General features: G+C 67.3%; 29 protein-coding genes and 2 tRNA genes. 17 read left to right on the top strand and 14 right to left on the bottom strand.

Annotated features, from left to right (window positions below; translation table 11 throughout):
- The first annotated feature begins 127 nt into the window (after positions 1 to 127).
- Positions 128 to 520 carry a TIGR02300 family protein gene (locus G539_RS0122225; protein WP_029077160.1) on the top strand — a complete coding sequence of 131 codons (393 nt, stop codon included), beginning with the start codon at positions 128 to 130 and terminating at the stop codon, positions 518 to 520.
- A 117-nt stretch (positions 521 to 637) separates the two neighbouring features.
- A tRNA-Ala gene (locus G539_RS0122220) sits at positions 638 to 713 on the top strand.
- Between the two features lie 136 nt (positions 714 to 849).
- On the opposite strand, the gene G539_RS0122215 is transcribed toward G539_RS0122220, so the two are convergent.
- Positions 850 to 1,167, bottom strand: coding sequence for a c-type cytochrome (locus G539_RS0122215; protein ID WP_029077159.1), 318 nt, complete (start codon positions 1,165 to 1,167; stop codon positions 850 to 852).
- Positions 1,168 to 1,349: 182 nt separating this feature from the next.
- Between G539_RS0122215 and G539_RS0122210 the strand changes: the two genes are divergently transcribed.
- The 9 genes from G539_RS0122210 to arcC all read left to right on the top strand — a co-directional run bounded on the left by G539_RS0122210 (position 1,350) and on the right by arcC (position 10,644).
- Positions 1,350 to 1,625 carry a hypothetical protein gene (locus G539_RS0122210; protein ID WP_084640190.1) on the top strand — a complete coding sequence of 92 codons (276 nt, stop codon included), beginning with the start codon at positions 1,350 to 1,352 and terminating at the stop codon, positions 1,623 to 1,625.
- Between the two features lie 287 nt (positions 1,626 to 1,912).
- Positions 1,913 to 2,188 (top strand): hypothetical protein, encoded by a 276-nt coding sequence (locus tag G539_RS0122205; protein WP_029077157.1) that lies wholly within the window; start codon positions 1,913 to 1,915, stop codon positions 2,186 to 2,188.
- 221 nt (positions 2,189 to 2,409) lie between these two features.
- Entirely contained in the window at positions 2,410 to 3,435 is a 1,026-nt protein-coding gene (locus G539_RS0122200) for an aldo/keto reductase (protein ID WP_029077156.1), read from the top strand.
- Positions 3,436 to 3,776: 341 nt separating this feature from the next.
- The gene (locus G539_RS0122195) at positions 3,777 to 4,511 is read left to right on the top strand and encodes a TorF family putative porin (protein WP_169516681.1); all 735 of its coding nucleotides are present in this window, start codon (positions 3,777 to 3,779) and stop codon (positions 4,509 to 4,511) included.
- A gap of 91 nt (positions 4,512 to 4,602) precedes the next feature.
- Positions 4,603 to 6,090: a YfcC family protein gene (locus G539_RS25835; protein ID WP_084640187.1), complete on the top strand. Its 1,488-nt coding sequence runs from the start codon at positions 4,603 to 4,605 to the stop codon at positions 6,088 to 6,090.
- Between the two features lie 5 nt (positions 6,091 to 6,095).
- Positions 6,096 to 7,478 carry an amino acid permease gene (locus G539_RS25830; RefSeq protein ID WP_051231924.1) on the top strand — a complete coding sequence of 461 codons (1,383 nt, stop codon included), beginning with the start codon at positions 6,096 to 6,098 and terminating at the stop codon, positions 7,476 to 7,478.
- Positions 7,475 to 8,701 (top strand): arginine deiminase, encoded by a 1,227-nt coding sequence (gene arcA, locus G539_RS0122180; protein WP_029077154.1) that lies wholly within the window; start codon positions 7,475 to 7,477, stop codon positions 8,699 to 8,701. Before G539_RS25830 ends, arcA begins: the two co-directional genes overlap by 4 nt.
- Positions 8,702 to 8,723: 22 nt before the next feature.
- The gene (locus G539_RS0122175; protein WP_029077153.1) at positions 8,724 to 9,725 is read left to right on the top strand and encodes an ornithine carbamoyltransferase; all 1,002 of its coding nucleotides are present in this window, start codon (positions 8,724 to 8,726) and stop codon (positions 9,723 to 9,725) included.
- 1 nt (position 9,726) lies between these two features.
- Positions 9,727 to 10,644, top strand: a complete 918-nt coding sequence (arcC, locus tag G539_RS0122170) for a carbamate kinase (RefSeq protein WP_029077152.1) — start codon at positions 9,727 to 9,729, stop codon at positions 10,642 to 10,644.
- A 206-nt stretch (positions 10,645 to 10,850) separates the two neighbouring features.
- On the opposite strand, the gene G539_RS25825 is transcribed toward arcC, so the two are convergent.
- The 5 genes from G539_RS25825 to G539_RS0122145 all read right to left on the bottom strand — a co-directional run bounded on the left by G539_RS25825 (position 10,851) and on the right by G539_RS0122145 (position 15,847).
- Positions 10,851 to 11,501, bottom strand: a complete 651-nt coding sequence (locus G539_RS25825; protein ID WP_051231922.1) for an ABC transporter ATP-binding protein — start codon at positions 11,499 to 11,501, stop codon at positions 10,851 to 10,853.
- Positions 11,494 to 12,306: an ATP-binding cassette domain-containing protein gene (locus G539_RS25820; protein ID WP_035832264.1), complete on the bottom strand. Its 813-nt coding sequence runs from the start codon at positions 12,304 to 12,306 to the stop codon at positions 11,494 to 11,496. The genes G539_RS25825 and G539_RS25820 overlap by 8 nt, the downstream gene beginning before the upstream one ends.
- Positions 12,307 to 12,311: 5 nt before the next feature.
- A complete protein-coding gene (locus G539_RS0122155) occupies positions 12,312 to 13,166 on the bottom strand; it encodes an ABC transporter permease (RefSeq protein ID WP_029077151.1) in 855 nt (284 codons plus the stop codon).
- Positions 13,163 to 14,164 (bottom strand): ABC transporter permease, encoded by a 1,002-nt coding sequence (locus G539_RS0122150; RefSeq protein ID WP_029077150.1) that lies wholly within the window; start codon positions 14,162 to 14,164, stop codon positions 13,163 to 13,165. Before G539_RS0122150 ends, G539_RS0122155 begins: the two co-directional genes overlap by 4 nt.
- A gap of 99 nt (positions 14,165 to 14,263) precedes the next feature.
- Entirely contained in the window at positions 14,264 to 15,847 is a 1,584-nt protein-coding gene (locus tag G539_RS0122145) for an ABC transporter substrate-binding protein (RefSeq protein ID WP_029077149.1), read from the bottom strand.
- Positions 15,848 to 16,073: 226 nt separating this feature from the next.
- Here G539_RS0122145 and G539_RS25815 point away from each other — a divergent pair, with 226 nt between their 5' ends.
- A complete protein-coding gene (locus G539_RS25815; RefSeq protein WP_035832263.1) occupies positions 16,074 to 16,274 on the top strand; it encodes a DUF2934 domain-containing protein in 201 nt (66 codons plus the stop codon).
- Between the two features lie 92 nt (positions 16,275 to 16,366).
- Here the strand turns inward: G539_RS25815 and G539_RS0122135 are convergent.
- Together G539_RS0122135 and G539_RS0122130 are read right to left on the bottom strand one after the other, a co-directional pair.
- Positions 16,367 to 16,451 (bottom strand) — tRNA-Leu (locus tag G539_RS0122135).
- Between the two features lie 200 nt (positions 16,452 to 16,651).
- Positions 16,652 to 17,653: an adenosine kinase gene (locus tag G539_RS0122130; RefSeq protein ID WP_029077148.1), complete on the bottom strand. Its 1,002-nt coding sequence runs from the start codon at positions 17,651 to 17,653 to the stop codon at positions 16,652 to 16,654.
- A 191-nt stretch (positions 17,654 to 17,844) separates the two neighbouring features.
- On the opposite strand from G539_RS0122130, the gene G539_RS0122125 reads away from it, so the two are divergent.
- Positions 17,845 to 18,522, top strand: coding sequence for a sulfate transporter family protein (locus tag G539_RS0122125; protein ID WP_029077147.1), 678 nt, complete (start codon positions 17,845 to 17,847; stop codon positions 18,520 to 18,522).
- 31 nt (positions 18,523 to 18,553) lie between these two features.
- Positions 18,554 to 19,006 (top strand): DUF2214 family protein, encoded by a 453-nt coding sequence (locus G539_RS0122120; RefSeq protein WP_029077146.1) that lies wholly within the window; start codon positions 18,554 to 18,556, stop codon positions 19,004 to 19,006.
- 5 nt (positions 19,007 to 19,011) lie between these two features.
- Here the strand turns inward: G539_RS0122120 and nth are convergent, their stop codons facing one another.
- Positions 19,012 to 19,716: an endonuclease III gene (gene nth / locus G539_RS0122115; protein ID WP_029077145.1), complete on the bottom strand. Its 705-nt coding sequence runs from the start codon at positions 19,714 to 19,716 to the stop codon at positions 19,012 to 19,014.
- A gap of 22 nt (positions 19,717 to 19,738) precedes the next feature.
- Between nth and G539_RS0122110 the strand changes: the two genes are divergently transcribed.
- Entirely contained in the window at positions 19,739 to 20,245 is a 507-nt protein-coding gene (locus G539_RS0122110; protein WP_029077144.1) for a DUF2244 domain-containing protein, read from the top strand.
- Between the two features lie 80 nt (positions 20,246 to 20,325).
- Complete coding sequence (locus G539_RS0122105) at positions 20,326 to 21,207, top strand: NAD-dependent epimerase/dehydratase family protein (RefSeq protein WP_029077143.1); 882 nt, start codon at positions 20,326 to 20,328, stop codon at positions 21,205 to 21,207.
- A gap of 31 nt (positions 21,208 to 21,238) precedes the next feature.
- Here the strand turns inward: G539_RS0122105 and G539_RS0122100 are convergent, their stop codons facing one another.
- The 5 genes from G539_RS0122100 to G539_RS0122085 all read right to left on the bottom strand — a co-directional run bounded on the left by G539_RS0122100 (position 21,239) and on the right by G539_RS0122085 (position 24,596).
- Positions 21,239 to 21,772 (bottom strand): ImmA/IrrE family metallo-endopeptidase, encoded by a 534-nt coding sequence (locus tag G539_RS0122100; protein WP_084640185.1) that lies wholly within the window; start codon positions 21,770 to 21,772, stop codon positions 21,239 to 21,241.
- The gene (locus G539_RS27250; protein WP_210162842.1) at positions 21,762 to 22,241 is read right to left on the bottom strand and encodes a hypothetical protein; all 480 of its coding nucleotides are present in this window, start codon (positions 22,239 to 22,241) and stop codon (positions 21,762 to 21,764) included. The genes G539_RS0122100 and G539_RS27250 overlap by 11 nt, the downstream gene beginning before the upstream one ends.
- A 124-nt stretch (positions 22,242 to 22,365) precedes the next feature.
- A complete protein-coding gene (locus G539_RS0122095; RefSeq protein WP_051231920.1) occupies positions 22,366 to 23,130 on the bottom strand; it encodes a ferredoxin reductase in 765 nt (254 codons plus the stop codon).
- A gap of 39 nt (positions 23,131 to 23,169) precedes the next feature.
- Complete coding sequence (locus G539_RS0122090; RefSeq protein WP_029077140.1) at positions 23,170 to 23,775, bottom strand: sulfite oxidase-like oxidoreductase; 606 nt, start codon at positions 23,773 to 23,775, stop codon at positions 23,170 to 23,172.
- Between the two features lie 56 nt (positions 23,776 to 23,831).
- Positions 23,832 to 24,596 carry an alpha/beta hydrolase gene (locus G539_RS0122085; RefSeq protein ID WP_029077139.1) on the bottom strand — a complete coding sequence of 255 codons (765 nt, stop codon included), beginning with the start codon at positions 24,594 to 24,596 and terminating at the stop codon, positions 23,832 to 23,834.
- 246 nt (positions 24,597 to 24,842) lie between these two features.
- Between G539_RS0122085 and infC the strand changes: the two genes are divergently transcribed.
- Positions 24,843 to 25,382, top strand: a complete 540-nt coding sequence (gene infC, locus G539_RS0122080) for a translation initiation factor IF-3 (RefSeq protein WP_029077138.1) — start codon at positions 24,843 to 24,845, stop codon at positions 25,380 to 25,382.
- Positions 25,383 to 25,401 lie beyond the last annotated feature (19 nt).

The following is a 25,401-nucleotide window of genomic DNA, read 5'->3' as shown; positions in this document are numbered from 1 at the left end:
ATCCTACCGCGTCATCCGGCTCGGGCCACAGCGGGTAAACGTGCTGCGCCGCGAGGCAGAAATGCTTTTGACAGGGCCGATGCGAGTGATTAAGGGAGGCCCGCTCTTTCAACCGATGAGGCACGACGTGGCGAAAGCGGAACTCGGCACCAAGCGGGTCGACCCGGAGACGGGCAAGAAGTTCTACGACCTGAACAAAGATCCTATCGTCTCGCCCTTCACGGGCATCTCCTACCCTCGCTCCTATTTCGAGTCCGGCACCGCCGCCAAGGCGCGGTCGGTCAATGTGACGGATGACGAGGAAGAGGAGGTCGAGGACGAGAACGCGGCGAACGCGGAATTCGTCAGCCTCGAAGAGGCCGATGAAGAAGCGTCTGGCGGCGCGGCGAGCGTCGAAGGCGACGACGACGACGTCGAAATCGGCGACGACGAAGGCGATGACGTCTTCATCGAAGACGAGGAAGAGGAAGGCGACGACGTGGCCGGCATGATCGGTGGCGTCGAGGACGAAGAGTCCTGAGACTATCCACAGGCGCCAGTTCGATTTTCAGAATTGGCGCTTGATTTGGAAAAGAGCGCGGCTTAAGAGTTGCGCCGTTCCGGGGGGGTCCCAACCCCTCCGACTTCTGGAACGAGTGGGGCCATAGCTCAGTTGGGAGAGCGCTTGAATGGCATTCAAGAGGTCGTCGGTTCGATTCCGATTGGCTCCACCAATTCCCCTCCAAAAGGCCGCCCCTCCGGGCGGCCTTTTGCTTTTCGGGCCTGCTGTCGCCCGGTACTCCCTCGAAATCTACGATCCGGCCTCTCGACCGGTTCGCGGGCGCCCGCGAACCGGCCGGCCGCGCCGGGCTAGCGCTTCTTCAGCGACATCAGATAGGCGACGACGTCGCGCTTCTCGTCCTCGAACAGGCGATAGATCGTCATCGGGAAATGGTCGGTCGAGAGGAACTTGCGGAAATAGGCCTCGTCGCGGCCGGTGCGGCGGACGATGTCCTCGTAGCGCGGCGCCATGTCCGGATTCGGCTTGTCGTTGGCGCGCAGGTGGCATTCGCGGCACCATTGGTCGACGACCGCCTTGCCGCGCGCCGCGGCGGCGGGATCCGCCAGCGCCGGGCCGGCCGCGACCAGGCCGCCGATCGTGATCAGAGCAGATATCGCCAGGCGCATTCCAAGACCCCCGAAACCGAATGTCCATCTGGTCTAGCCGAGCCGTGGCGGAGTTTCCACCGCGCGCGATCGGATCGCGGCGCGATCACCATTCGTTCAACCCGGCTTGTCGCGGGCCGGCCGAGACGCCACGTTCGCGGCGGGCTGGTGGGTCGTTGATGTCAATCCGCCGGAGGACCAACATGATGAAACATACTCTGATGCTTGCATCCGTGGGTCTCGTCCTCTCCGCCGGGGCGGCGCTCGCCGCCGACACCTACAACGGCGTCGTGGCGCGGGCCAATCCGATGACGGGCGAGGTGATGCTGCTCGGTGGGGCGACCTTCGTTGTCAGCGAACCTAGCCTGCTGCACGGCGTCGCGCCAGGCGAGCATGTGATCGTCACGGTCAGCCCGAACAACACGGTCGGCATCCAGGAGGATTCCTCCTATGCCGGGGCCGGAGACTCCGCATATTGATTGCAATCGTCTTTGATCCTCGCGCGGATGCGCTGGGACTCGATGGATGGTCCCCGGACGGATGGGATCCGCCCGGGGTTTCGTTTTTCCCGCGCAGCTTTTGCTGGCCGCGCTCTACGCGATGGCAACCGGCTCAGCGCCGCCAGAGGACGCGGGTGCAACCGCAGTTGCCGGCCACTATATGGCCGCCGCGTGAAATTTCGTTCATGCGAGGCCAGATCGGTTGCCGGGCCCGGCCGAGGGGCCATCTCTCGGAAAGACGGGGGAACGTCTCAAGGACAGCAATCATGCGCAAGCTCGTCTTTCTTCTTCCCCTTGCCGGCCTGCTGGTCGGTGGCCCAGCGCTCGCCGCCGATACCGTCGGTGGTGTGGTCGCGCATACGGACCTCTCCATGGGCACGATCACCATCGTCGGTGGGGGCACCTATCGCGTCAGCGAGCCCAGACTGCTTCGCAACGTCGCCCCCGGCGAGCATGTCATCATCACCAAGAACGACAACAATACGATCGGCCTGCAGGAGGACAGCAATTTCTCCGATGGTAGCGGTCAAAACGCGTACTGAGTGTCTACCAAACGAAAAAAGGGCCGCCTTCGGGCGGCCTTTTTTCGTGGCGCGACGGAACTGGCGCCCCCGCCGCCGTCCGAGGCCTTGACGCGGCGGGAGCCGAAATCGGAACCTGTCGGCGCGATGACGACGGGGGCGGCATCGGCCAGGCGCTGCCTCTGGCGGCGCGGCCTGGCGTGCCTTCCCGTCCACCGGACAACAACAGGGAATGAAACGCCATGGCTCTCGAAACGCGCCCGCTCGGGCGGACGGGCATCCCCGTCACCACGCTCGGCTTCGGCTCCGCGCCGCTCGGCGACCTCTTTCACCGGCTCGACGACGAGACGGCGCGCGGCGCGGTCATGGCGGCGGTCGAGGCCGGCGTCACGCTCTACGACACCTCGCCCTTCTACGGCCACGGCCTGGCCGAGCACCGCATCGGCACGGCGCTGCGCGGGGTGCCGCGCAAGTCCTATTCGCTGTCGACCAAGGTCGGACGCTGGATGGATCCGCTCAGGCAGCCGGCCGATGGCAATACCCAGCCGCCGAACTTCGCCGGTGGCCTGCCGCATCCAGCCCGTCTCGACTATTCCTATGACGGCGCCATGCGCTCGCTCGAGCAGTCGCTGATCCGCCTCGGCACCGATCGCATCGAGATCGTGCTGATCCACGACGTCGACGTCTACACGCATGGCAAGGACAAGGTCGACGGCCACTTCAAGGCGGCGATGGACGGGGCCTACAAGGCGCTCGAGAAGCTCCGCGCCGAGAAGGTGATCGACGCGATCGGCGTCGGGCTCAACGAGGCCGACATGTGCGAGCGCTTCGCCCGCGCCGGCGATTTCGACACCATGCTGCTGGCCGGCCGCTATTCGCTGCTCGAGCAGCCGGCCTTGGACAGCTTCCTGCCGCTCGCCGAGCAGAAGGGCATCGGCATGATGCTGGGCGGCGTGTTCAATTCCGGCATCCTCGCCACCGGCCCGGTTCCGGGCGCCAAGTACAATTATCGCGACGCGCCGCCGGAGATCCTGGAGCGGGTGGCCAGGATCCAGAAGGTGTGCGAGGCGCATGGCGTGTCGCTCGCCGATGCGGCGCTGCGTTTCCCGCTCGGCCATCCGGCCGTCGCCTCGCTGGTGATGGGCTCGGTCTCGGCCGACGAGACACGCCGCAACCGCGCCGCCTTCGACCGGCCGGTGCCGGCCGCGCTCTGGGCCGATCTGAAGACCGAGGGCCTGCTCCGCGCCGACGCGCCGACGCCTGCCTGACCGACACCGCCCGGCGGTTGCGCCGCCGGGCTCCCTCCCGCCTGTCCGAATGATCGGCTGTCGGCCCCCGCCCCGGAATGCCGGACGCCCGCAGCGCTCTCGCCCCTATCGCCTCGTCCCTTCCGCGCGCCGGGACCCTGCCGGCGCCGGTGATTGCGTCGTCGGATGACGGGCGCTATAGTTCGTCTTACGCGGGGGAATGTGCGATGAGAAATGTTGTCAGTCGTGGTTTCTTCGAAATTCGAAGCTTTCGACCTGGCCGGCCTGCGCTGCGTCGCCTGCCAATCCTGCTCGCAGCCCTATCAATTTCTTTCCTGAACTGGCCGGACGCGGCGAAGGCCGTGGAATCCGCAGTCGAAATGATACCGGCCGAGCCCCAGGCGACGTCGAGCGGTTCCGGTGATCTGGAATTCGACATCAGCATCGGCGTCACGGCGACGACCAACTATGTCTCGCGGGGCATCACCAACTCGGGCAATGACCCGGCGATCCAAGGCTATATCGAGCCGTCGCTCGGCCCGCTCTACGTCAATTTCTGGTCGTCCAACGTCGATTTCGGCGAAGGCTTCTCCGGCGCCGAGATCGACGCGGCCTTCGGCGTCCGGCCCGAATTCGGTCCGCTCAAGCTCGATCTCGGCTACGTGCACTACTTCTATGCGCCCGAGAGCGTCAGCCCCGATTATGGCGAGCTCTACATCAAGGCGGATTACGAGGTCGAGAAGCTCTTCACCGTCGCCGGCCGGGTCTTCTTCGCGCCCGACTTCAACCAGAGCGGCGACACCGCGACCTTCGTCGCCGGCGGCGTCAAGGTGCCGCTGCCGCACGACTTCTCGCTCTATGGCGGCGTCGGCTACCAGTTCTTCGAGGATCCGAACGCCTTCGAGCAGCTGACCTGGACGGCCGGGCTGTCCTACTCCTGGAAATCGCTGACCTTCGACGCGCGCTACTGGGACACGGACCTGAACGACGACGAATGCGTCGTGCGGAGCGGCTTCGAGGACGGTTGCGGTTCGCGCATCGTCCTCTCGGTGTCGTTCGATACGTCGCTTTCCGCGCTGAAGAACCTGGGCAAATAGCCGGGACCGATCCGCCCCTCGGCGCCTTTCTGGATGCAGTTCCATTGAAACCAGCCTGCGATGGCAGGCACCGCGGTGATGGTTCCTGGTCATGCCAAAGAAATTCCCGACTGCCTTCACGATCCTTTTCTTCCTGATCATCGTCGTCGCCGTCCTGACCTGGCTCATCCCGGCCGGCCAATATGAGCGCGTCTTCAACGCGGTGCTCGATCGCGACGCGCCGGTGCCGGGCACGTTCCATGTCGTCGCGGCCTCGCCGCAGGGCTTCTGGGACATTCTGATGGCGCCGATCGCCGGCCTCTACGACCCGTCGACCGGCAAGGCCAACGCCATCGACGTCGCCGTCTTCGTGCTGGTGATCGGCGGCTATCTCGGCGTCGTCACCCATACCGGCGCCATCGACGCCGGCATCGGCGGTCTCCTGCGCGTCCTCAAGGGGCACGAGATCCTGATGATCCCGATCCTGATGATCGCCTTCGCCGCCGGCGGCACGACCTATGGCATGGCTGAGGAAAGCCTGGCCTTCTACGCGATCATCCTGCCGGTGTTCCTGCGCGCCGGCTATGACGCGCTGACCGGCGTCGCGGTCATCATGCTTGGCGCGGGCATCGGCACGCTCGGCTCCACCGTCAACGCCTTCGCCACCGTGATCGCGTCGAACGCCGCCGGCGTGCCGTTCACGGACGGGCTGGTGCTGCGGCTCGTCCTGCTGGTGCTCTGCCTCGCGGCCGGCATCTTCTTCGTCATGCGCTACGCGGCGCGGGTGCATGCCGATCCCGCCGCCTCCGTGGTCGCCGACCAGCATGACGAGAACCTCGCGCATTTCCTGAAGGGCGCCGGCCGCCATGACGCGCTGCCGGAATTCACCAATGTGCGCAGCCTCATCCTGATCCTGTTCGGCATCACCTTCATCGTGATGCTCTACGGCGTCATCAAGCTCGGCTGGTGGATGGCGGAGATGTCCGCCCTGTTCCTCGGCATGTCGATCCTGATCTGGATCGCCGCCAAGTTCTCGCCCGAGACGCGGATGAACGAGGAGGACTACGTCACCACCTTCGTCAACGGCGCGAAGGACCTCTTGAGCGTCGCCCTGATCATCGGCGTCGCGCGCGGCATCGTCGTCATCATGGACGCCGGCAAGATCACCGATACGATCCTGAACGCGCTGGCGGGGCTGCTCGCCGATTTCGGCCATGTCGCCTTCATCAACGTCATGCTCGCGTTCCAGACTCTGTTGTCCTTCCTGGTGCCGTCCTCGTCGGGGCTCGCCGTGCTGACGATGCCGATCCTGGCGCCGCTGTCGGATTTCGCTGGCGTCAATCGCGACCTCGCGGTCACGGCCTACCAGTCCGCCAATGGCTGGGTGAACCTGTTCAATCCGACCTTCGCCGTGGTGATGGGCGGCCTGGCGATCGGGCGCGTCTCGTATGACCGCTGGCTGCGCTTCCTCTGGCCGCTCCTCGTCATCCTGATGGTCATCATCATCGGCGGCCTCAGCGTCTCCGCGCTGGTCTCGTCCGCGCCGGAACTGCCGGCGGCGCCGGCCCCGCCCGCCGCGACCCAGCCGGCGCCCGGCTGATCCCGATGACGATCGGCAGCGTCGCCTCTTCGCCGGCCGCCGACGCCCCGCGCGAGCTCGGGCTTCTCATGTGCACGGCGCTCGTCGTCGGCAACATGATCGGCTCCGGCATCTTCCTGCTGCCGGCGTCGCTGGCGGCGATCGGCCCGATCTCGATCGTCGGCTGGTTGCTGACCTCGGCCGGCGCCATCGTGCTGTCGATCATCTTCGGGCGGCTGTCGCGCCTCGTCACCAAGACGGGCGGTCCCTATGCCTATTGCGAGGCCGGCTATGGCGAGTTCGCCGGCTTCATCATCGCCTGGGGCTACTGGATCGCGCTGTGGACGGGCAATGCCGGCGTCGCCGTCGCCTTCGCCGGCTATGTCGGCTACCTCGTCCCGGCCGTCGGGCAGTCGCCGACGCTGGCGATGTGGGTGGCGCTCGCCGCCATCGCCGCGCTGACGCTGCTCAACGTGCGCGGCGTGCAGCAGGCCGGCGTGGTGCAGGTGGTGACGACGGCGCTGAAGCTGGTGCCGCTGCTGCTGATCGGCGTCCTCGGCCTGTTCTGGATCGATCCGGCGAACTTCACGCCCGCCAATCTCAGCGGCAAGTCGGACCTCGCCGCGATCTCGGCCGCCGCGGCGCTGACGCTGTGGGCCTATCTGGGCCTCGAATCCGCCACCGTCCCGTCCGGCTCGGTCCGCAATCCCGAGCGCACGATCGCGCGGGCGACCATCCTTGGCGTGCTGATCGCCGCCATCGTCTACATCGCCGTCACCACCGTCGCGATCGGCGTAGTGCCGCCGGCCCAGCTCGGCGCGTCGACGGCGCCGCTCGCCGATGTCGCGCGCGTGCTCTGGGGGCCGACCGGCGGCATCCTCGTCGCGCTCGGCGCCGTGATCTCGACCTTCGGCACGCTGAACGGCTTCACCCTGCTGACCGGCCAGGTGCCCTATGGCGCGGCGAAGGACAGCGTCTTCCCGGCCGCCATGGCGGAGCTCTCCCGCTTCGGCACGCCGGCCAACGCGCTCATCTTCTCGAACGTGCTGGCGGGGCTGCTCGTGGTGATGAATTTTTCGCGCGGCCTGGTCGAGGCGTTCAACACCATCATCCTGCTGGCGGTGATGTCGAGCCTGCTGCCCTATGCGCTCTGCTCCTTCGCCGAGCTGATGATCCGGATCCGGCGCGGACGAGCGCTGGCCGGCGCGCAATCCGCCAAGGTCGCGATCCTGGGGGCGCTCGGCTTCCTCTATTCGGGCTGGGCCATTCACGGCGCCGGCAGCGAGATCGTCTTTCTCGGCGCGCTACTCGTCCTGGCGGGCATCCCGGTCCATGTCTGCATTCAGTGGCGCATTTCCCGGCGGCATGCCGAGACGCCCGCCGCAACCATCGGGAGGAACAGTCCATGAAGCTCGGTGTCCATTCTGAGATCGGCCAGCTCCGCAAGGTCCTCGTCTCCAGGCCATCCCTCGCGCATGAGCGGCTGACCCCGGCCAACTGCCACGATCTGCTGTTCGACGACGTGATCTGGGTGCAGAAGGCGCGCGCCGACCACGCCGATTTCGTGCTGCGGATGAAGGATCGCGGCGTCGAGGTCCACGACATCCAGGATCTCCTGACCGAGGTCTTCGACGATTCGCCCGAGGGCCGGGCCTTCGTGCTCGACCGGAGCATCAGCGACAATCGCGTCGGGCCGACGCTGGCCCGCATCCTGCGCCCCTGGCTCGACGAGCTGGGCGGGCATCAGCTGGCGCGCCACATGCTGGGTGGCATCGTGGTCAGCGACCTGCCGGCCGACCTGGTGACGCCGCTGATGCGGGATGCGCTGTCGCCGACCGAGTTCCTGGTCCGGCCGGTTCCGAACGCGCTGTTCCAGCGCGATCCGTCCTGCTGGATCTATGGCGGCGTCACCGTCAACCCGATGTTCTGGCCGGCGCGCAAGCCGGAAACCCTGTTCCAGCGCGCCGTCTACAAGTTCCATCCCGTCTTCACCGAGAACGAGTTCGACATCTGGTGGGGCGACAGCGACGAGGACTGGGGCGAGACCAGCATGGAGGGCGGCGACGTCATGCCGATCGGCAGGGGTGTCGTGCTGATCGGCATGGGCGAGCGGACGACGCGGCAGGCGGTCAACCAGGTCGCCAGCCGGCTGTTCGCCGCCGGCGCGGCCGAGCGCGTGATCGCCTGCGCGATGCCGAAATCGCGCGCCGCCATGCATCTCGACACGGTGTTCACCTGCCTCGATCACGACAAGGTGACGGCCTTCCGCGAGGTGGTGGACGCCATAACCTGCTACTCCCTGAGGCCGACCGGCGATGACGGGATCGAGATCGTGCGCGAGCGGGCCCATCTCTTCGACATCTACAAGGAGGCGCTCGGCCTATCGGACCTGCTGGTCGTCGAGACGGGCGGCAATGATTTCGAGCAGGAGCGCGAGCAATGGGACGACGGCAACAATGTCGTCGCGCTCGCGCCGGGCGTGATCATTGGCTACGACCGCAACGTTCACACCAATACGTTGCTCCGCAAGGCGGGCATCGAAGTCATCACAATATCGAGCCAGGAACTTGGACGAGGGCGTGGCGGCGGACATTGCATGACCTGTCCGATCGTGCGCGACCCTGCCTACTGATCACAGAGGGAGGGATGGTGAGATGTCATTCAATCTGCGCGGACGCAGCTATCTGAAGCTGGACGACCTGTCCCAGCGCGAGATGCTCTATCTGCTCGAGCTGTCGCGCGACCTGAAGCGGGCGAAATATGCCGGAACGGAGCAGCCGACGCTCGCCGGCAAGGAGATCTGCCTGATCTTCGAGAAGACCTCGACGCGCACGCGCTGCGCCTTCGAGGTCGCCGCCCACGACCAGGGCGCGCATGTCACCTATCTCGATCCCTCCGGCAGCCAGATCGGGCACAAGGAATCGATGAAGGATACCGCCCGCGTCCTCGGCCGCATGTTCGACGCGATCGAGTTCCGCGGCTCCGGCCAGGGCATGGTCGAGGAGCTGGCGAAATATGCCGGCGTCCCCGTCTATAACGGCCTCACCGACGACTGGCATCCGACCCAGATGCTGGCCGACATGCTGACCATGGTCGAGCATTCCGAGAAGCCGAAGAGCCAGATCAGCTATGCCTTCCTCGGCGACGCGCGCAACAACATGGGCAATTCGCTGCTCGTGCTGGGGGCGATGATGGGATGCGACGTCCGCCTTGTCGCGCCGCGCGCCAACCAGCCGCATGACGACGTGCAGGCGCTGGCCAAGCGCATGGCGGCGGAAAGCGGCGCCCGCATCACCATCACCGACGACATCGACAAGGGCGTCAAGGGCGTCGACTTCGTCCACACCGACGTCTGGGTCTCGATGGGCGAGCCGAAGGAGGTCTGGGCCGAGCGCATCAAGCTGCTGACGCCGTACCAGGTCAACATGGCGCTGATGAAGAAGACGGGCAATCCGCGCGTCAAGTTCATGCATTGCCTGCCGGCGTTCCACAACACCGATACCAAGGTCGGCCAGGACATCTTCGAGAAGTTCGGCATCAGCGAGATGGAGGTCACGGACGAGGTCTTCGAGAGCCCGATGAACATCGCCTTCGAGCAGGCCGAGAACCGGCTGCACACGATCAAGGCCATCCTCGTCGCGACGCTGGGGGCCTGACATGGCCCGCATCGTCATCGCGCTGGGCGGCAACGCCCTGCTTCGACGCGGGGAGGAATTGACCGCGTCGAACCAGCGCCGCAACGCCAAGGTCGCCGCCGAGGCGCTGGCGCCGCTGGTGGCCGAGCACGAGGTCGTCATCACCCATGGCAACGGACCCCAGGTCGGCCTGCTCGCCCTGCAGGAGGAGGCCTATCCGGGCGAGGACGCGCCGCTCGACGTGCTCGGCGCCGAAACCGAGGGCATGATCGGCTACATGATCGAGCAGGAGCTCGGCAACCTGATCCCGTTCGAAAGGCCGCTCGCCACCATCCTCACCATGGTCGAGGTGTCGGCCGACGATCCCGCCTTCCAGGACCCGACCAAGTTCATCGGCAAGGTCTATCCCGAGGAGGAGGCCAAGCGGGAAGCCGCGGCGCGCGGCTGGGTCGTCAAGCCGGACGGCAAGTTCTGGCGCCGCGTGGTGCCTTCGCCGGCGCCGAAGCGGATCTTCGAGATCCAGCCCATCCGCTGGCTGCTCGAGAAGGGCGTCGTCGTCATCGCGGCCGGCGGCGGCGGCATCCCGACCATGTACGAGCCGGGCGCCGAGCGGCGGCTGGTCGGCGTCGAATGCGTGATCGACAAGGACCGCGCCTCCGGCCTGCTGGCGCGCGACATCGCCGCCGACGTCTTCGTCTGCGCCACCGATGCCGACGCCGTCTATCTTGACTGGGGCACGCCCGAGCAGAAGGCGATCCGTTCCATCAGCCCGGACGAACTCGACCGCCACAAGTTCCCGGCGGGATCGATGGGGCCGAAGGTCGACGCGGCGAAGGAGTTCGCCCGCCTCGCCGGCGGCCGCTCGATCATCTGCGCGCTGGCCGACATTCCGGCGGCCATCCGCGGCGAGAAGGGCACGACCATCGCCAACGGCCTCTGAGGCCGGATCGGGCTTCGGGCGCCGGGCCGTAAAGGAGGGTCACCTCTCCCATGGGGAGAGGTCGACGGCCGAAGGCCGGCGGGTGAGGGGTTACGCCCTATCCGGATGGTTCCCTACCCCCTCACCCGGAGCTTCGCTCCGACCTCTCCCCATGGGAGAGGTGAAGAAGAGGGTGCGGCAGGGCCCGTCGAATGCGGGCCAGACACTCAGGACGCGGCGCGCGCGCGTAGTGGCTCCGCGGCGCAGGGCACGGGACGCCCCGACCCCATCGCCTCGCGCCGGTCGCAGATCCGCGCCAGCAGCGCGGCATCGTGGCTGACCGCCAGGATGCCGATGCTCCGCTCGGCCGCGAGGCGGCGCAGGAAGGTCCAGATCCGGACCTGGGTCACGGCGTCGAGCATGGCCGAGATCTCGTCGGCGACGAGGTAGCGCAGCCCCGGCGCCAGCGCGCGGGCGATCGCGACGCGCTGCAATTCGCCGCCGGAGAGCTCGTGCGGATAGCGCTGGTCCCAGTCGGGCCGGATGCCGAGCGCGGCGCGGGTCTCCTCGTCGGGCGGGCTCGCCTCGGCCAGGATCCGTCCCACCCGCCAGCGCGGATTGACGGCCAGGATCGGCGACTGCGCCAGGAACTGCACGGGGTGGAAGCCGCCGGCGGCGACGGGGCGGCCGTCGATCACCACGCGGCCGGAATCGGGCCGGACATGCTGCGCCAGGATGCGGCCGAGGGTGGATTTGCCGATGCCCGACGGACCCGAGAGGCCGACGATCTCGCCGGGGGCGATCGCGATCGAGGCGTCGTCGAGCACCGTGCGACCCGACGCGCCGAAGCGGAACGAGATGGCGCGCGCCTCAAGCATGGTGCAGGGCCTCCGGCAAAGAGAAATCGTTCTGCGGCAGGGCCCGCCACAGCGCCCGCGCATAAGCCGAGCGCAGGCCGTCGCCGCGGCCCGAAAACGCGCTCGCCGGCTCGACGTCGATCAGCCGGCCGCCGTCGAGGATGGCGACGCGGTCCGCATAGGGAAGGGCGCCGACCAGGTCGTGCGTGATCAGCATGACGCCCTTGCCGCGCCGCGCGAAGCCGGCGAGGCGGTCGAGCACGCGCGCGGCGTTGTCCGGGTCGAGGCCGTTGGTCGGTTCGTCGGCGAGGATCAGGTCGGCCTCGCCGATCGTGGCGATCGCCATGGCGAGCCGTCGCGCCATGCCGCCGGAAAGGCTGTGCGGGAAATCGCGCGCGATGGCGGGATCGAGCCCCATGGCCTGCAGGGCGGGCTGCGCAAGGCGCGTGGCGTCGCGCTGCGAACGGCCGGCGCGCAGCGCCGCCCAGCGCAGCTGGTCGCCGTTGCGGGCGAGCGGATCGAGATAGCTGACGGATTGCGGCACCAGGCCGATGCGGCGGCCACAGAGCGCCGCCTGCGCCGTGCCGTCGAGCGGCCGGCCGTCGAACCAGAGCGAACCGCGCAGCACGGCGTTCTTCGGCAGGATGCCGAGGATCGCATGCGCCAGCAGGCTCTTGCCCGAGCCCGACGCGCCGACCACCGCCAGGACCTCGCCGGCCTCGAGCGCCAGCGAGATGGCGCCGAGCGCCTCGACCTCGACATGCCGGAACAGCCGGTCGTAGCGTCGGAAATGAAGCGAGAGGCTGTCGATCTCGAGCAGGGTCACGCCCGTTACTCCTGGCTCGCGCGCGGGTCGGTGAGGGTGCGCAGCCCGTTGCCGATGGCGTCGAAGCAGAGCACGACGAGGAGCAGCGACAGGCCGGGGAAGAGCCCGAGCCACCAGCGGCCCGCCGTCAGGTAGCGCATTGATTCCGACAGCAGGATGCCGATCGCCGGCAGCGACGGCTCCAGGCCGAAGCCCAGGAAGGTCAGGCCTGCCTCGTGCAGGATGGCATGTGGGAACATCAGCACCAGCCCGACCAGCATCTGCGGCACGAGATGCGGCAGGAAGTGGTGCCGCGCGACGAACCACCAGGAGCGGCCGAAGCGGCGCGACACGGTGACGTATTCGGCGTGCCGCAACTGCAGGATCTCGGCGCGCAGGATGCGGGTCAGGCGCGGCCAGTGGGTGACCGCCACCGCGATGATGACGGCGGTGGTGCCGCCGCCGAGCGCAAACGAGATCAGGATCAGCAGCACCAGATGCGGCAGGCCCATGGTCGCGTCGACGAGGAACGACACGACGGCGTCGGCGCCGCGCCCGAGCGTCGCCGCGGCCAGCGCCAGAGCCGTCGCGATGACGACCGAGAAGCTCGCCGCCAGCAGGCCGACCTTCAGGCTGACGGCGAGGCCCTTGATCGTGCGGGCGAGCATGTCGCGGCCCATCGGGTCGGTGCCGAACGGGTGCGCCAGCGAAGGCGGCAGCAGGCGGGCGGCGAAATCGGCGCGGATGCCGGTCTGGCCGAGCAGGCCTGCCGCGACGAGGACGCCGAGCACGATGGCAAGACCGGATGCGGCGAGGATCGCCGCCGTGGCGCGGCCGTTGAGGCGGCGCGCGGTCTCGCCATGGTGGGCTGCGAGCGTCATGGCGCGGCTCCCTGCACGGCGTCGGGATCGGCCATGCGCGGGTCGACCAGGCGGTAGAGCGCGTCGGCGATCGTGTTGCCGGTCGACACGAAGAGGGTGGTGAACAGCGTGATGGCGAGCAGCAGCGGCACGTCGCCCCGGATCCCCGCCTCGATGGTGGCGCGGCCGAGGCCCGGATAGGCGAAGACCTGCTCGGCCAGAACGGAGCCGCCGAACAATTCGCCGAGCGAGGCGAACAGCACCGTGATCGCCGGCAGCGCGGCGTTGCGCGCGCCGTGGCGCAGCGCGATGTCGAGCCGCGACGCGCCCTGCGCCTGGGCGTAGAGCACGTAGTCGGAGCGCATGATCTCGATCATCTTGGCGCGGGTGTGCAAGGCGATCTGCGCGATACCGAGGATCGACAGCGCGGCAAGCGGCAGGATCAGGTGGCGGATCCGCTCGACGAGCGTGACGTCCTCGGGCAGCACGCCGACCGGCCCGGCGCAGCAGACCGGCGTCCAGCCGAGCGAGACCGAAAACACCATCAACAGCAGGATGGCGATCCAGAAGGTCGGCGTCGACGCCAGTACATAGGCGTAGACGCGGATCAGCCGGTCGGCCCAGCCGCCCTGCCAGGCGCCGGCGGCGATGCCGAGCGCGAAGCCGAACAGGCCGGAGAAGATCCAGGCCAGCCCCATCAGCACCAGCGAGGTCCTGAAGCGCGTGCCGATCACCTCGGCGACCGGGGCGTTGTAGGTGACGCTCCAGCCGAGATCGCCGGCGAGGAGGTTGCCCAGCCATTTCGTGAACTGCACGCCGACCGGCTGGTCGAGGCCCCATTCGGCCGCGATCAGCGCCCGCTGTTCGGGCCCGACCTTGGCGATGTCCGGCCCGAGATAGGCATTGATCGGATCGACCGGCGACATCTTGGCGAGCGCGAAGGCGACGAGCGCCACCGCGATCAGCACGAGGGCGAGGCGGACGATCCGGAAGGCGATGAAGCGGGGCCAGGGCTGCATGAGTTCGGCCTAGTGCGTTTCAGGCAAGGCGGATGCCCGTTCGCGTGGGGCGACGCGAACGGGCATGGCGTGAGCGGTTCGTCGAAATGCGGAACCGGCTCAGTCGCAGGTCCACTTCCAGTTCTGGATCGACGCCGTGATCGGCCAGCCATGGCCATGCGGTTCGATCTGGGTCTGGCCGACGTCGAGGCATTCCTGGACGAAATAGACGTGGTCGAGATTGGCGAGCCAGGCCCAGCCGGCCTCGCCCTTCGGGCCGAAGCCGGTGGTGCCGTCCCATTCGGCCTTCTGCCAGGCCGGATAGGAAGCTTCCAGGCTCGCCGCCGACTGGGCCTCGGCCAGGTGGCGATCGACCGCTTCGCTGGCGAAATAGCCGGGGTTGAAGTAGCCGATCCCGCCGAAGCCGCTCTGGTAGAGGCTGTAGACCTCGAGCGGGCTGTGGCTGCCCCAGCCGAACAGCACCGGCTCGGCATGCATGACGCGCTCGATCGCCTCCCAGGTGATGCCCTGCGCCGTCGCCTCGATGCCGAGCGGCAGCAGCAGCTCGGCCAGCGTCATGGCGATCGCCTGGCGGGTCGAATCGGAAGCCGGGTAGTTGATCGGGAAGGCGACGCGGACGCCGTCCCTGGCGCGGATGCCGTCCGCGCCGGCAACCCAGCCGGCCTCGTCGAGCAGGGCCTTGGCGGCGTCGAGGTCATAGCCGACGGCGGCCTCGGCATTCGACCAGGGCAGGCCGTCGGCCGGGCCGTAGGCCGGCGTGCCGTGGCCGTGCAGCGCCACGTCGACGATCACCTTGCGGTCGACGCCGAGATTGATCGCCTGGCGGATGGCGCGGTCCGAGGTGACGGCGTTGCCGAGCTTCTCGCCCTTGGCGTTGGTCTTGCCCTCGTCGCGGAGCATCGGGAAGGTCAGGCCGCGATTGTCGACGGTGCGCGAGACGACGGTCTTGAAGCCCTTCGGCACGTTGTCGGCGAGCGCGGCGGGTGCCGAGACCATGTCGACCTGGCCGGCGCCGGCCGCCGCCAGGCTGGTGTCCTCGCCGGTGAACAGGAAGGTGACCCGCTCGAATTCCGGCTTCTTGCCGTAATAGTGGGGGTTGGCCTTGACGATCAGCTGCTCACCCTCGGTCCAGGAGACCAGCTCGTAGGGGCCGGAACCGATCGGCTGGCGCGCATAGCCCTTGCCATATTTCGCCGCCGGCACGATGCCGAGCGCGTAGAAATGCTCGGTGAAGGTGATCCAGGGTTTCTTCAGCCGGATCACGACGGTCGCATCGTCGGTCGCCGTGGCGCTTTCCATGACGGTCAGGTCGAGCGCGCCGCCGGCCTTGGCGGCCTCGGTGAAGGTGAAGGCGACATCGCGGGCGGTGAGCGGCGTGCCGTCGGAGAATTTCGCGTCGGGCCGGACCTGGATCGTCCAGGTCAGGCGATCCTCCGACAGCGACGTTCCGGTGGCGAGGTCCGGCACGGTGTTCATCGCGGGGTCGCGCGAGAGCAGCGTCGACTGGAACAGCGGGTGGCCGTAGCGGCCCCAGCCGAGCAGCGGGTCGTAGCCGGTGTCGGGCTCGCCGCCGATCGCCAGCACCAGCTCGGTCTTTGCCGCCGCGATGGCGTCGCCCGCGAGCAGGGTTCCCGCGACGAGGGCAAGGCCGAGTGCCAGTGCCGGCCTGACGAAGATGCGCATGGGACTGTCCCTGACTGGTGGTCGCGGTGGTGCGGCCCCCTGCCGACAACCTCCGTTTGGTCAAGTCGACCAGAGAGTGTGAGGTCTGTCAACAAAGCTCATACGAAATTCCGGTCACAAATCGCGCGACCGGAAGCGATCGGGGCGCGGCGGGGAACGGGCGGGCGGCGGCGGGGTTGAATCGCGGAGCAGGCGGCCGCCGGGCCGCGACGGCTAGGAGGATGCGATGACCCAGTTCACCGAACAGCAGATCGCCGACGAGGCGCACCGGCTCTGGCTGGCGGAGGGAAGCCCGGAGGGCCGCGCCGCCTGTCACTGGCAGCAGGCGATCCTGAACCTGAAGGCGCGCGCCGGCCAGCCGCCGAAGAGCCAGAGCGAGGTGGCCGGCGAGGCGATGTCGCCGGAGCAGATCGCCGCCGAGCTCTGAGGGCCGGCGCCGGCCTTGCCGGAAGTCCGCGCGATGGGCTCCAAAAGCAAAAGCCCCGCATCCGGTCCGGAATGCGGGGCTTTTGCAGAAATTGGTGCCCAGAAGAGGACTCGAACCTCCACGACTTTCGTCACACGGACCTGAACCGTGCGCGTCTACCAATTCCGCCATCTGGGCGCGGACGGATGAATAAGGGGACCCCGTTGCCTTGTCAATCACGAGACGACGCGCTCGGTCCGGATAATTCGAGGCTGGGGAAAACTTCTGAGCCACCTACGCCGTTCCGCGCGGAACGGCTCGGGTTCCCGGTCGCTGGCCCGGTTCTCCTCCGGCGCGCGGCTTTCTCGCCCTCCGGTTTCCGCCTCGCGCGGACGCCCTCAGAGCGCGTAGCCCGACTGCCGCGCCAGGTCGACCAGCGAGGTGGCCGGGCGCGGGCCGATATGGCTGATCACCTCGCCGGCGGCGAGCGCGCCGAGGGCCGCGGCGGTCTTGAGGTCGAGGCCCTTGGCGACGGCATAGAGGAAGCCGGACGCGTAGAGGTCGCCGGCGCCGGTGGTGTCGATCACGTCCTCGACCACGGTGGCCGGCACGTGCTCGATGCGGTCCGGCGTCACCACATAGGAGCCCTCGGCGCCGACGGTGACGGCGGCGACGCGGCAGTCGTTGCGGAGCGCCTTCAGCGCCGTGTTGAAGCTCGACGTCTCGTAGAACGACTTCAGCTCGACCTCGTTGGCGAACAGGATGTCGATCGTGCCGTCGCAGAGCAGGCGCGTGAAGTCGCCGCGGAAGCGATCGACGCAGAACGCGTCGGACAGCGTCAGCGACACCTGGCGCCCCGCCTTGTGGGCGATGTCGGCCGCCTTGAAGAAGGCGTCGCGGGCGCTCGGCGCGTCCCACAGGAAGCCCTCGAAATAGGTGATCTTGGTGTCGGAGAACAGCGTCGGGTCGATGTCGTCGGGCGTCAGCTCGTGGCAGGCGCCGAGATAGGTGTTCATCGTCCGCTCGCCGTCCGGCGTGATGAAGATCATCGAGCGCGCCGTCGGGGCGCCGCCGACCAGCGGCGAGACGTCGAAGGTGGCGCCGATCGAGCGCATGTCGTGCCGGTAGACGGCGCCGAGGTCGTCGTCCGCCACCTTGCCGACGAAGGCGGTGCTGCCGCCGAGCGAGGCGATGCCGGCGACGGTGTTGCCGGCCGAGCCGCCCGAGGCGGAGATCGCCGGGCCCATGGCGTTGTAGAGCCGCTGCGACTCGGTCATGTCGACCAGGCGCATCGCGCCCTTGACCAGCTGCTGCTCGACCAGGAAGTCCTCTTCCGCCCGCGCCAGAATGTCGACGATCGCGTTTCCGATCCCGAGAACGTCGTAGCGGGCTTCCGTCATGGGTCTGTCCTGAATGGCAAAAGAGAAGAAGATGCAGGTAAGCGCGGCCGCCGGGCCGTCGCCGTGACGGAGCCGGACTATACAGTCGGTCCTTCGCCGCGCAACAGGACTCGCGCGGCGTCCCTCGCGATTGCCTTGCGGCGCGGGCCTCGCCATCCTATCTGCCAACGTCGTTGCCCGGGGGAAACCGCATGTTGCAGGCTGCTTGGCTCGCGCTCACCGACATCTGGACGCCGCCGTTCCGCGCGGTGCTGTGGAAGTCGCTCGCCCTCACTTTGGCGCTCTTGATCCTGATCTGGTTCGGCCTGCAGGCGCTGGTCGTGATGTTCGCCGACTGGCCGAGCCAGCCCTGGATCCAGACCTCTGTGGCTGTTGTCACCGGCTTCGGGCTGGTCGTCGGCCTCGCCTTCCTGATCGCGCCGGTCTCGGCGCTGATGGCCGGTCTCTTCTCGGACGACATCGCGGCGGTGGTCGAGGCGACGCACTATCCGCAGGACCCGCCCGGCCGGGGGCTGCCGTTCTTCAAGGGCCTCGCCGCGACGCTCGGCTTCACCGCCACGGTGATCCTCGTCAACCTCGTCTGCCTGTTCCTGCTGCTGATCCCCGGCGTCAATCTCGTCGCCTTCTTCATCGGCAACGGCTATCTGCTCGGGCGCGAATTCTTCGAACAGGCGGCGGCGCGCTTCCGCCCGGTCGAGGCGGCGCGCGAACTGCGGCGCCAGAACGCGGGGCTGGTGCTCGCCGGCGGCTTCGTCATCGCGCTGTTCCTGGCGATCCCGATCCTCAACCTTTTGACGCCGCTCTTCGCGACGGCGTTCATGACGCATCTCAACAAGCGCGTGACGGGTTCCAGACCGGTCGGAAACTAGGCAAGATGCCCCGACATCACGGGGGAAAGCCATGCTCGCCGACCTTTTGCTCGCCATCGGCCATTTCCTGATCGTCTTCGCCATCGTCACGCTGCTGGCGATGGAGCTGATGCTGCTGAAGCCGGGCCTCTCCGGCGCGGCGATCGAGAAGCTCGGACGGGTCGACGCGCTCTATGGCGGCGTCGCGATGCTCCTGATCGCCGTCGGCTTCGGCCGCGTCTTCCTCGGCCTGAAGGGCTCGGAGTTCTACACCCACAACTGGCTGTTCTGGGCCAAGATCGCCGCCTTCGTGGCGATGGGGCTGCTGTCGATCCGGCCGACGCGGGCGATCCTCGCCTGGCGCCGCCAGGCGAAGGCGGATCCGTCCTTCGCCCCGGGCGCGGCCGAGATCGCGGCGACGCGGCGCATGGTCCATGCCGAGACGGCGGCGCTGGTGCTGGTCGCGATCCTCGCCTCGCTGATGGCGCGCGGCATCGGGCTCTGAGGGGCTCAGGCGATTGTCTTGTCCGGGTAGCGGCAGAGGTCGTTGATGAGGCAGACGGCGCAGTCGGGCTTGCGCGCCTTGCAGACATAGCGGCCGTGCAGGATCAGCCAGTGATGCGCGTGCAGCATGTATTTCGCCGGGATGATCCGGTTCAGCTCCTTCTCGACGGCGTCGACCGTCTTGCCCGGCGCGAGCCCGGTGCGGTTGCCGATCCGGAAGATATGCGTGTCGACGGCGATGGTCGGATGGCCGAAGGCGATGTTCAACACGACATTCGCCGTCTTGCGGCCGACGCCGGGCAGGGCCTCCAGCGCGGCGCGGTCGTCGGGAACCTCGCCGCCATGCAGCTCGACCAGCATGCGCGACAGGCCGATGACGTTCTTCGCCTTGGTGCGATAGAGGCCGATCGTCTTGATGTGGTCGCTGACCTGTTCCTCGCCGAGCGCCAGCATCTTGGCCGGCGTGTCGGCGATGGCGAACAGCGCCCGCGTCGCCTTGTTGACGCCGGCGTCGGTCGCCTGCGCCGACAGCACGACGGCGACGAGCAGGGTGAAGGTGTTGACGCTCTCGAGCTCGCCCTGCGGCTCGGGATCGCGCGCCTGGAAGCGGGCGAACACCTCCTCCACCTCGGCCCTGGTGAAGCGCTTCGGCGGGCGCGCGGCCTTTCGGCGCGGCGGCGGGGCGGGGGGAAGGTGCTGCGGATCGGACATGCATCCTCTATACTGACGAGCCATGAGTGACCGCAATGTCGAGATGGATGCCGGACCTCAGCGTGACGAACTCCTGTTCCACGCAACGCTGAAGCCGTATCGCTCGCTGTCGCCGCGCGGCTTCGCGGCGCTCCTGATGTTCGTCGGCGCCACCTGCTTCCTGAGCGGCCTCCTGTTCTGGTCGATGGGCGCCTGGCCGATCGCCTTCTTCTTCGGCCTCGATCTCCTGATCATCCAGTTCGCCTTCAAGATGAATTACCGCGCCGCGCGCGCCTGCGAGATCGTCGAGCTGAGCCGTGACCGCCTGACCGTGTGCCGGATCGCCGCGAACGGCCGCGCCGAGGATTTCGCCTTCAATCCCTATTGGGCGAAGCTCGAGGTCGATCGCCACGAGGAGTTTGGCATCACGCGCATGGTGCTGGCCTCGCATGGCCGCCGCCTTTCGATCGGCGGCTTCCTCAATCCGGACGATCGCGAGAGCTTCGCCGCGGCCTTTTCCAAGGCGCTCGCCTCGGCCCGCCACGCCTGAGGATGTCGATCCGCACTTGAACAGCGGCCGGCTTCGGCGATATTCCCCGCAATCACATCGGAGCGACGCACGGGGTGAGCATGGCCGACGGCAATCTCTTCATTTTCGGCATGGGTTTTTCCGGCCTCGCCACGGCGCGCCTTGTCCGCGGCGACTACGCCTCGATCGGCGCCACGGTGCGCACCGAGGAGAAGGCGGCGGCGCTCCGGGCCGAGGGCATCGACGCCCATGTCTTCGACGGCGAGACGGTGTCGGACGCTCTGGTCGCGGCGGTGAAGCGGGCGACGCACGTCATCCAGTCGATCCCGCCGGGCACGGCCGGCGATCCGGTGATCACGCTCTTGCGCGACGCGCTCGTCGGCGCGGAGAGGCTCGCCTGGATCGGCTATCTCTCCACCGTCGGCGTCTATGGCGACCATGATGGCGGCTGGGTTGACGAGACGACCGAGCCCAATCCGCTCTCGGGCCGCTCGGTCGAGCGCGTGCGCGCCGAGGCGGAGTGGCGCATCCTCGGCGACGAGCGCGGCATCCCCGTCGCGCTGCTGCGCCTTTCGGGCATCTACGGCCCCGGCCGCAACGCGCTGGTGCAGCTCGCCGAAGGCACGGCGCGGCGGCTGGTGAAGCCGGGCCAGATCTTCAACCGCATCCATGTGGCTGACATCGCGACGGCGGTCGCCGCCGCCGCGGCGCGAAAGGCGTCCGGCGTCTTCAACGTCACCGACGACGAGCCGGCGCCGCCGCAGGACGTCGTCACCTATGCGGCCGAGCTCGCCGGCTATCCCCTGCCGCCGGAAATCGATTTCGCCACCGCCGACCTGCCGCCGATGGTCCGCTCCTTCTATGGCGAGAACAAGCGCGTCGGAAACGGCCGCCTCGCCGCCGATCTCGGCGTGACGCTCGCCTTCCCGACCTATCGCGAAGGCATCGCGGCGCTCTGGCAGGACGGCAGCTGGCGCGGCTGATCAGCCGGCGAGCCACGCCCAGAGCAGCGCCTCAGGCATCAGTTTCTGGCGGAACAGCGACTATGGTGTTGTCTGCTACCGTGTAGCCGAGAGCTGACAAGCGAATCTGCGTCGCGGGAATTGATGCCTGCAACTGGACTGAGATATCCTTAATGGTCGCACCGACGCGGGCTAGTTTCGTTACAACGCTTTTGGGTAGCAAAAGCCGGGAAGCGAATTGGTTCGCTTGTGTCTCTTCGAGGCGAGTGATCGCCTCATTGTAGAACTGTCCAGTCGGCACACTACGGTAGGCCTTACTATCATCGACACCGTCGCCGATCAGGTGAGCGTGCAAGAGGTAGTGACCTAGCTCATGCGCCATAGTGAAGCGTTGACGGTAGTAGGTGTCTGACTTGTTGATCGAAATCTTAAATTTTCCGTCGGGCAGTTTCGCCAGTTGGCCGGCGATTTCTTCATCCAAGTCTGCCTTTTTATCTAGTTCGATTCCCATTCCACGAATGATGGCCTCGATATTCACAGGGGGGCCAAGGTGACGCTTTGCAATTTCGGTGAAATTAGTGCTCATTTTTGTCCCCCTCGAACGCTGCAGCTATCTGGTTTGCAGTCCCTTCCGATATTTGATTTTCATGAGCTTCTGAAGCTCTAAGCATAGATACTATACTATGTTTAATGCGCTCATTATTCAATATGGCCTCTCCCAATATCTCGGGAGTTATCAGGTTGGGTAACTTAGCTGAAATATGGCTGGTAGCTTCCTCTGCGGCAGCGTGTACGGCGGCGCCCCGGATAAGGAAGAAACTCGCGATTGCGCCGAATGCCAGCACTGTTGCCAAGACCGTAAGGCTCAATGAGAGGAGATCCAGGCGACCCAGCTGTGCCGCGACGTTTATCGCGTCGTAGCTCTTTTCACATGAAGGGCAGAAGAGGTCACGAACCGTCTGCCAGGCCGTAGAATTCGATTTTCCAAACGGGCCACCCAGAAAAAGAAAGAGAACAACAGCGAGCCACACAAAATGTGCAAGCATGGATGTCACGGCTAGCGTCAATAGCCATGCACTTTTCCTAGCCATTCCATCCCCCCGGTTTGCGCGGCTGCTTATCATGTACGCTACTAGCAGATGTCAAATTCGAGGGCGGTCTCGAAGACAAGAAAGCGGTTCAGCCCCCATAGCGTTCCGCCTTGATGCTGGCGAAGGGGAGGCCGGCCGAAAGCGCGAGATCGGCGGCGGCGCCGACGAAGGGCGTCGCGCCGCAGATAAAGCTGGTCCTCGGCGGTGCCGGCAGGCTGGCGAGCGCCGCCTCGATCAGCGCGGCGTCGATGCGGCCATGGCGGATGCCGGGCGTGCGCGGCGTCTCGCGTGTCACCGTCGCGAACAGGTGGAAATGCGGCTCGTCGCGGTCGCGCTGCAGCAGCTCGTCGCGCCAGATCAGCTCGTCCTCAGTCCGCGCCGACAGGATCAGTGCGGCCGGGATGTCGGGCGCCGCTTCGGCGCGGTGGCGCAGCATCGCCATCAGCGGCACCAGCCCCGATCCGCCCGCGATCAGTAAGACCGGCCCGCCATCCTCGGCGCGCCAGACGAAATGGCCGCCGATCGGGCCGCGGATCTCGATCGTGTCGCCGATCTCGGCCACTTCGTGGAAGAAGGGCGACACCTCGCCGTCGTCGATCAGGTCGATGGCGAGGTCGAAGGTGCCGGTCGCGTCGGGCGCCGAGGCGATCGAATAGCTGCGCTCGGCCTGGTAGCCGTCCGGCGCGGTGAGGCGCAGGTCGACGTGCTGGCCGGCGGTGAAGCCCGGCCAGTCGGCTGGTCGGAAGGTGAAGATCTTCACGCGCGGCGTGGCGCGCGTGATGGCGGTGATCGTCGCCGGCTGCCAGAGCAGGCGGTCGGGCTGCGGCGCGACGAAGGGCGGGACGTTGGGCATGGCAGAGATGTGAGGAGCGAGGGGAGGGGGCGGGCGGTCTCAGTCGCCCGTGAAGCGTTGCTCTTGCCACGGATCGCCGCGCATGTGGTAGCCCCTGAGCTCCCAGAACCCGGCCTCGTCGCGGTTGGTGAACTGCAGACCGTTCACCCATTTGGCCGATTTCCAGAAATAGAGATGCGGCACCAGCAGCCGCGCCGGCCCGCCATGGTTCGGCGGGATCGGCTGGCCCTCGAAATGGGTCGCGATCATCGCCTTGCCGTTCGTGAGATCGTCGGTCGGCACATTGGTCGAATAGCCGTCATAGGCATGGGCGAGGGTGAAGGGGCTCGGCGCCGCGATGCCGGCCTCGGCCAGGATGTCGTCGATGGTGACGCCCGACCAGGCGGTATTGAACTTCGACCACTTCGTCACGCAGTGGATGTCGCGGGTGAGCTTGGTGCGGGGGAGCTGGTTGAATTCGTCAAAGCTCCAGCTCGCGACCGGGCGCACGCCGTCCTTGACGGTGAAGCGCCAGGTCGCGAGGTCGACGCGCGGCGTCGGCCCGGCCGAGAGGACGGGAAAATCCTCGGTGAGATATTGCCCGGGCGGCAGCCGCTCGACGATGCCGTCGGTGGGACGCCTGCCGGTGAAGCCGCGCGTTGCCATGGCCTTGCTCCGTGTTCGCGGGGCGGATCGGGTATCCGCCCGGCGGGATCGCGCCGTCAGGCGATCGCCTCGACGGCCTGGATCAGTTTCTTCAGGTCCTCGGGCCGCGACAGGCGATGGCCGGCATCCTTGATCAGGGTCAGCACGACATCGTCCTGGGCCAGCTGCGTGACGAGGTCGATCGCGACCTGGTACGGCACCTCGTCGTCGAGGACACCCTGGATGATATGGACCGGCGCGCCGAGCGCAACTGGCCTGTGGCCGATCAGGTGCGCCTCGCCGTCGTCGATCAGCTCCTTGGTGATCAGATAGGGCTGGTCCGAATAGGCGCTCGGCTGCTTCAGCGCGCCGGTCGTCTCCATTTCCTGCCGCTCGGCCGGCGTCATCCGGGCGAGGATCAGGTCGCGCGTCATGTCGACGGCGGGCGCCAGCAGCACGAGGCCGGCGACGCGGCCGGGCTCGGTGCCGGCGAGCTCGAGCGCCAGCAGCAGGGCGATCCAGCCGCCCATCGACGAGCCGACGAGGATCTGCGGCCCCTCGGTCGTGTCGAGCACGGCGCGCGCTTCTTCCAGCCAGCGCGTGATCGTGCCGTCGGCAAAATCGCCGCCGGAGGCGCCGTGGCCGGAATAGTCGAAGCGGGTCAGCGCACGGCCCTTTTCGGCCGCCCATTCGTCCAGCGCCTCGGCCTTCGAGCCGCGCATGTCGGACATGAAGCCGCCGAGGAAGACCACGCCGGGCGCGGCGCCGGGGCGTGCCAGGATGGCGATCGACCGGGTATCGGCGCCGGCGCCGACATCGAGGGTTCTGTGTTCTGACTGCATCACTTGCTCTCCGGTCGCGTGATTCGGACCCCGAACCGGTGCGGGTTGGGCCGAAACGGCGGCTTTCGGTTGACTTTCACGCGGGCTTGGCCGAGTTTCCCCATTCTGCCGGGACGTTTGACCCGCGCGCGCCACGCCTTGCTCCGCCCGGATCGGGTTTCCGCCCGGGCCTAGCCAAAGACGTGGTTCGTACCCATTTAGTCAAGCTACCCGCCGGATTCTTAAACGTTAGAGGAGACTGCCCCCATTCGCCGTCCGTTCAAAGCGCAGGAGCCCACCAAGGAGGGGCCGCGTATCAACCGCGAGATTCGTGGTGTCCGTGAAGTTCAGTTGATCGGAGAGGACGGCCAGAATATCGGCGTCATCTCGATCCAGGATGCGCTTGCCGCCGCGCAGGAGGCCGGTCTGGATCTCGTCGAGATCTCGCCGAACGCCGCGCCGCCGGTTTGCAAGATCCTCGATTTCGGCCGCTTCAAGTATCAGACCCAGAAGAAGGCCAACGAGGCTCGCAAGAACCAGAAGGTCGTCGAGGTCAAAGAGATCAAGATGCGCCCCGCCATCGATGACCACGACTACGAGGTCAAGATGAAGGCGATCAAGCGCTTCTTCGAAGAGGGCGACAAGGTCAAGCTGACGCTCCGCTTCCGCGGACGTGAGATGGCCCACCAGCACCTCGGCATGAAGCTGCTCGAGCGCGTGCGCGACGAGACCGCGGAGATCTCCAAGGTCGAGGCGGAGCCGAAGCTCGAGGGTCGCCAGATGATCATGGTGCTCGCCCCCCGCTGAGTTTCAGCCGACCCAGCGT

Source organism: Kaistia adipata DSM 17808 (assembly GCF_000423225.1).
Taxonomy (GTDB): Bacteria; Pseudomonadota; Alphaproteobacteria; order Rhizobiales; family Kaistiaceae; genus Kaistia; species Kaistia adipata.
Note: the sequence above shows the minus strand (reverse complement) of the source record. Positions and strands in the feature narration are given on the sequence as shown.

Excerpts from the sequence above, each read along its gene's own strand:
- G539_RS0122210 (WP_084640190.1), top strand. The coding sequence starts at position 1,350 with ATGATGAAACATACTCTGATGCTTGCATCCGTGGGTCTCGTCCTCTCC.
- G539_RS25825 (WP_051231922.1), bottom strand. The coding sequence starts at position 11,501 with ATGCTTGAGGCGCGCGCCATCTCGTTCCGCTTCGGCGCGTCGGGTCGC.
- G539_RS0122175 (WP_029077153.1), top strand. The coding sequence starts at position 8,724 with ATGTCATTCAATCTGCGCGGACGCAGCTATCTGAAGCTGGACGACCTG.
- nth (WP_029077145.1), bottom strand. The coding sequence starts at position 19,716 with ATGTCCGATCCGCAGCACCTTCCCCCCGCCCCGCCGCCGCGCCGAAAG.
- G539_RS25815 (WP_035832263.1), top strand. The coding sequence starts at position 16,074 with ATGACCCAGTTCACCGAACAGCAGATCGCCGACGAGGCGCACCGGCTC.
- G539_RS0122145 (WP_029077149.1), bottom strand. The coding sequence starts at position 15,847 with ATGCGCATCTTCGTCAGGCCGGCACTGGCACTCGGCCTTGCCCTCGTC.
- G539_RS0122095 (WP_051231920.1), bottom strand. The coding sequence starts at position 23,130 with ATGCCCAACGTCCCGCCCTTCGTCGCGCCGCAGCCCGACCGCCTGCTC.
- G539_RS0122120 (WP_029077146.1), top strand. The coding sequence starts at position 18,554 with ATGCTCGCCGACCTTTTGCTCGCCATCGGCCATTTCCTGATCGTCTTC.
- G539_RS25830 (WP_051231924.1), top strand. The coding sequence starts at position 6,096 with ATGACGATCGGCAGCGTCGCCTCTTCGCCGGCCGCCGACGCCCCGCGC.
- G539_RS0122105 (WP_029077143.1), top strand. The coding sequence starts at position 20,326 with ATGGCCGACGGCAATCTCTTCATTTTCGGCATGGGTTTTTCCGGCCTC.
- arcC (WP_029077152.1), top strand. The coding sequence starts at position 9,727 with ATGGCCCGCATCGTCATCGCGCTGGGCGGCAACGCCCTGCTTCGACGC.
- G539_RS0122215 (WP_029077159.1), bottom strand. The coding sequence starts at position 1,167 with ATGCGCCTGGCGATATCTGCTCTGATCACGATCGGCGGCCTGGTCGCG.
- G539_RS0122155 (WP_029077151.1), bottom strand. The coding sequence starts at position 13,166 with ATGACGCTCGCAGCCCACCATGGCGAGACCGCGCGCCGCCTCAACGGC.
- G539_RS0122200 (WP_029077156.1), top strand. The coding sequence starts at position 2,410 with ATGGCTCTCGAAACGCGCCCGCTCGGGCGGACGGGCATCCCCGTCACC.
- G539_RS0122125 (WP_029077147.1), top strand. The coding sequence starts at position 17,845 with ATGTTGCAGGCTGCTTGGCTCGCGCTCACCGACATCTGGACGCCGCCG.
- G539_RS0122090 (WP_029077140.1), bottom strand. The coding sequence starts at position 23,775 with ATGGCAACGCGCGGCTTCACCGGCAGGCGTCCCACCGACGGCATCGTC.
- G539_RS0122150 (WP_029077150.1), bottom strand. The coding sequence starts at position 14,164 with ATGCAGCCCTGGCCCCGCTTCATCGCCTTCCGGATCGTCCGCCTCGCC.
- G539_RS0122110 (WP_029077144.1), top strand. The coding sequence starts at position 19,739 with ATGAGTGACCGCAATGTCGAGATGGATGCCGGACCTCAGCGTGACGAA.
- G539_RS0122130 (WP_029077148.1), bottom strand. The coding sequence starts at position 17,653 with ATGACGGAAGCCCGCTACGACGTTCTCGGGATCGGAAACGCGATCGTC.
- G539_RS0122085 (WP_029077139.1), bottom strand. The coding sequence starts at position 24,596 with ATGCAGTCAGAACACAGAACCCTCGATGTCGGCGCCGGCGCCGATACC.
- G539_RS0122100 (WP_084640185.1), bottom strand. The coding sequence starts at position 21,772 with ATGAGCACTAATTTCACCGAAATTGCAAAGCGTCACCTTGGCCCCCCT.
- G539_RS25835 (WP_084640187.1), top strand. The coding sequence starts at position 4,603 with ATGCCAAAGAAATTCCCGACTGCCTTCACGATCCTTTTCTTCCTGATC.
- G539_RS0122205 (WP_029077157.1), top strand. The coding sequence starts at position 1,913 with ATGCGCAAGCTCGTCTTTCTTCTTCCCCTTGCCGGCCTGCTGGTCGGT.
- arcA (WP_029077154.1), top strand. The coding sequence starts at position 7,475 with ATGAAGCTCGGTGTCCATTCTGAGATCGGCCAGCTCCGCAAGGTCCTC.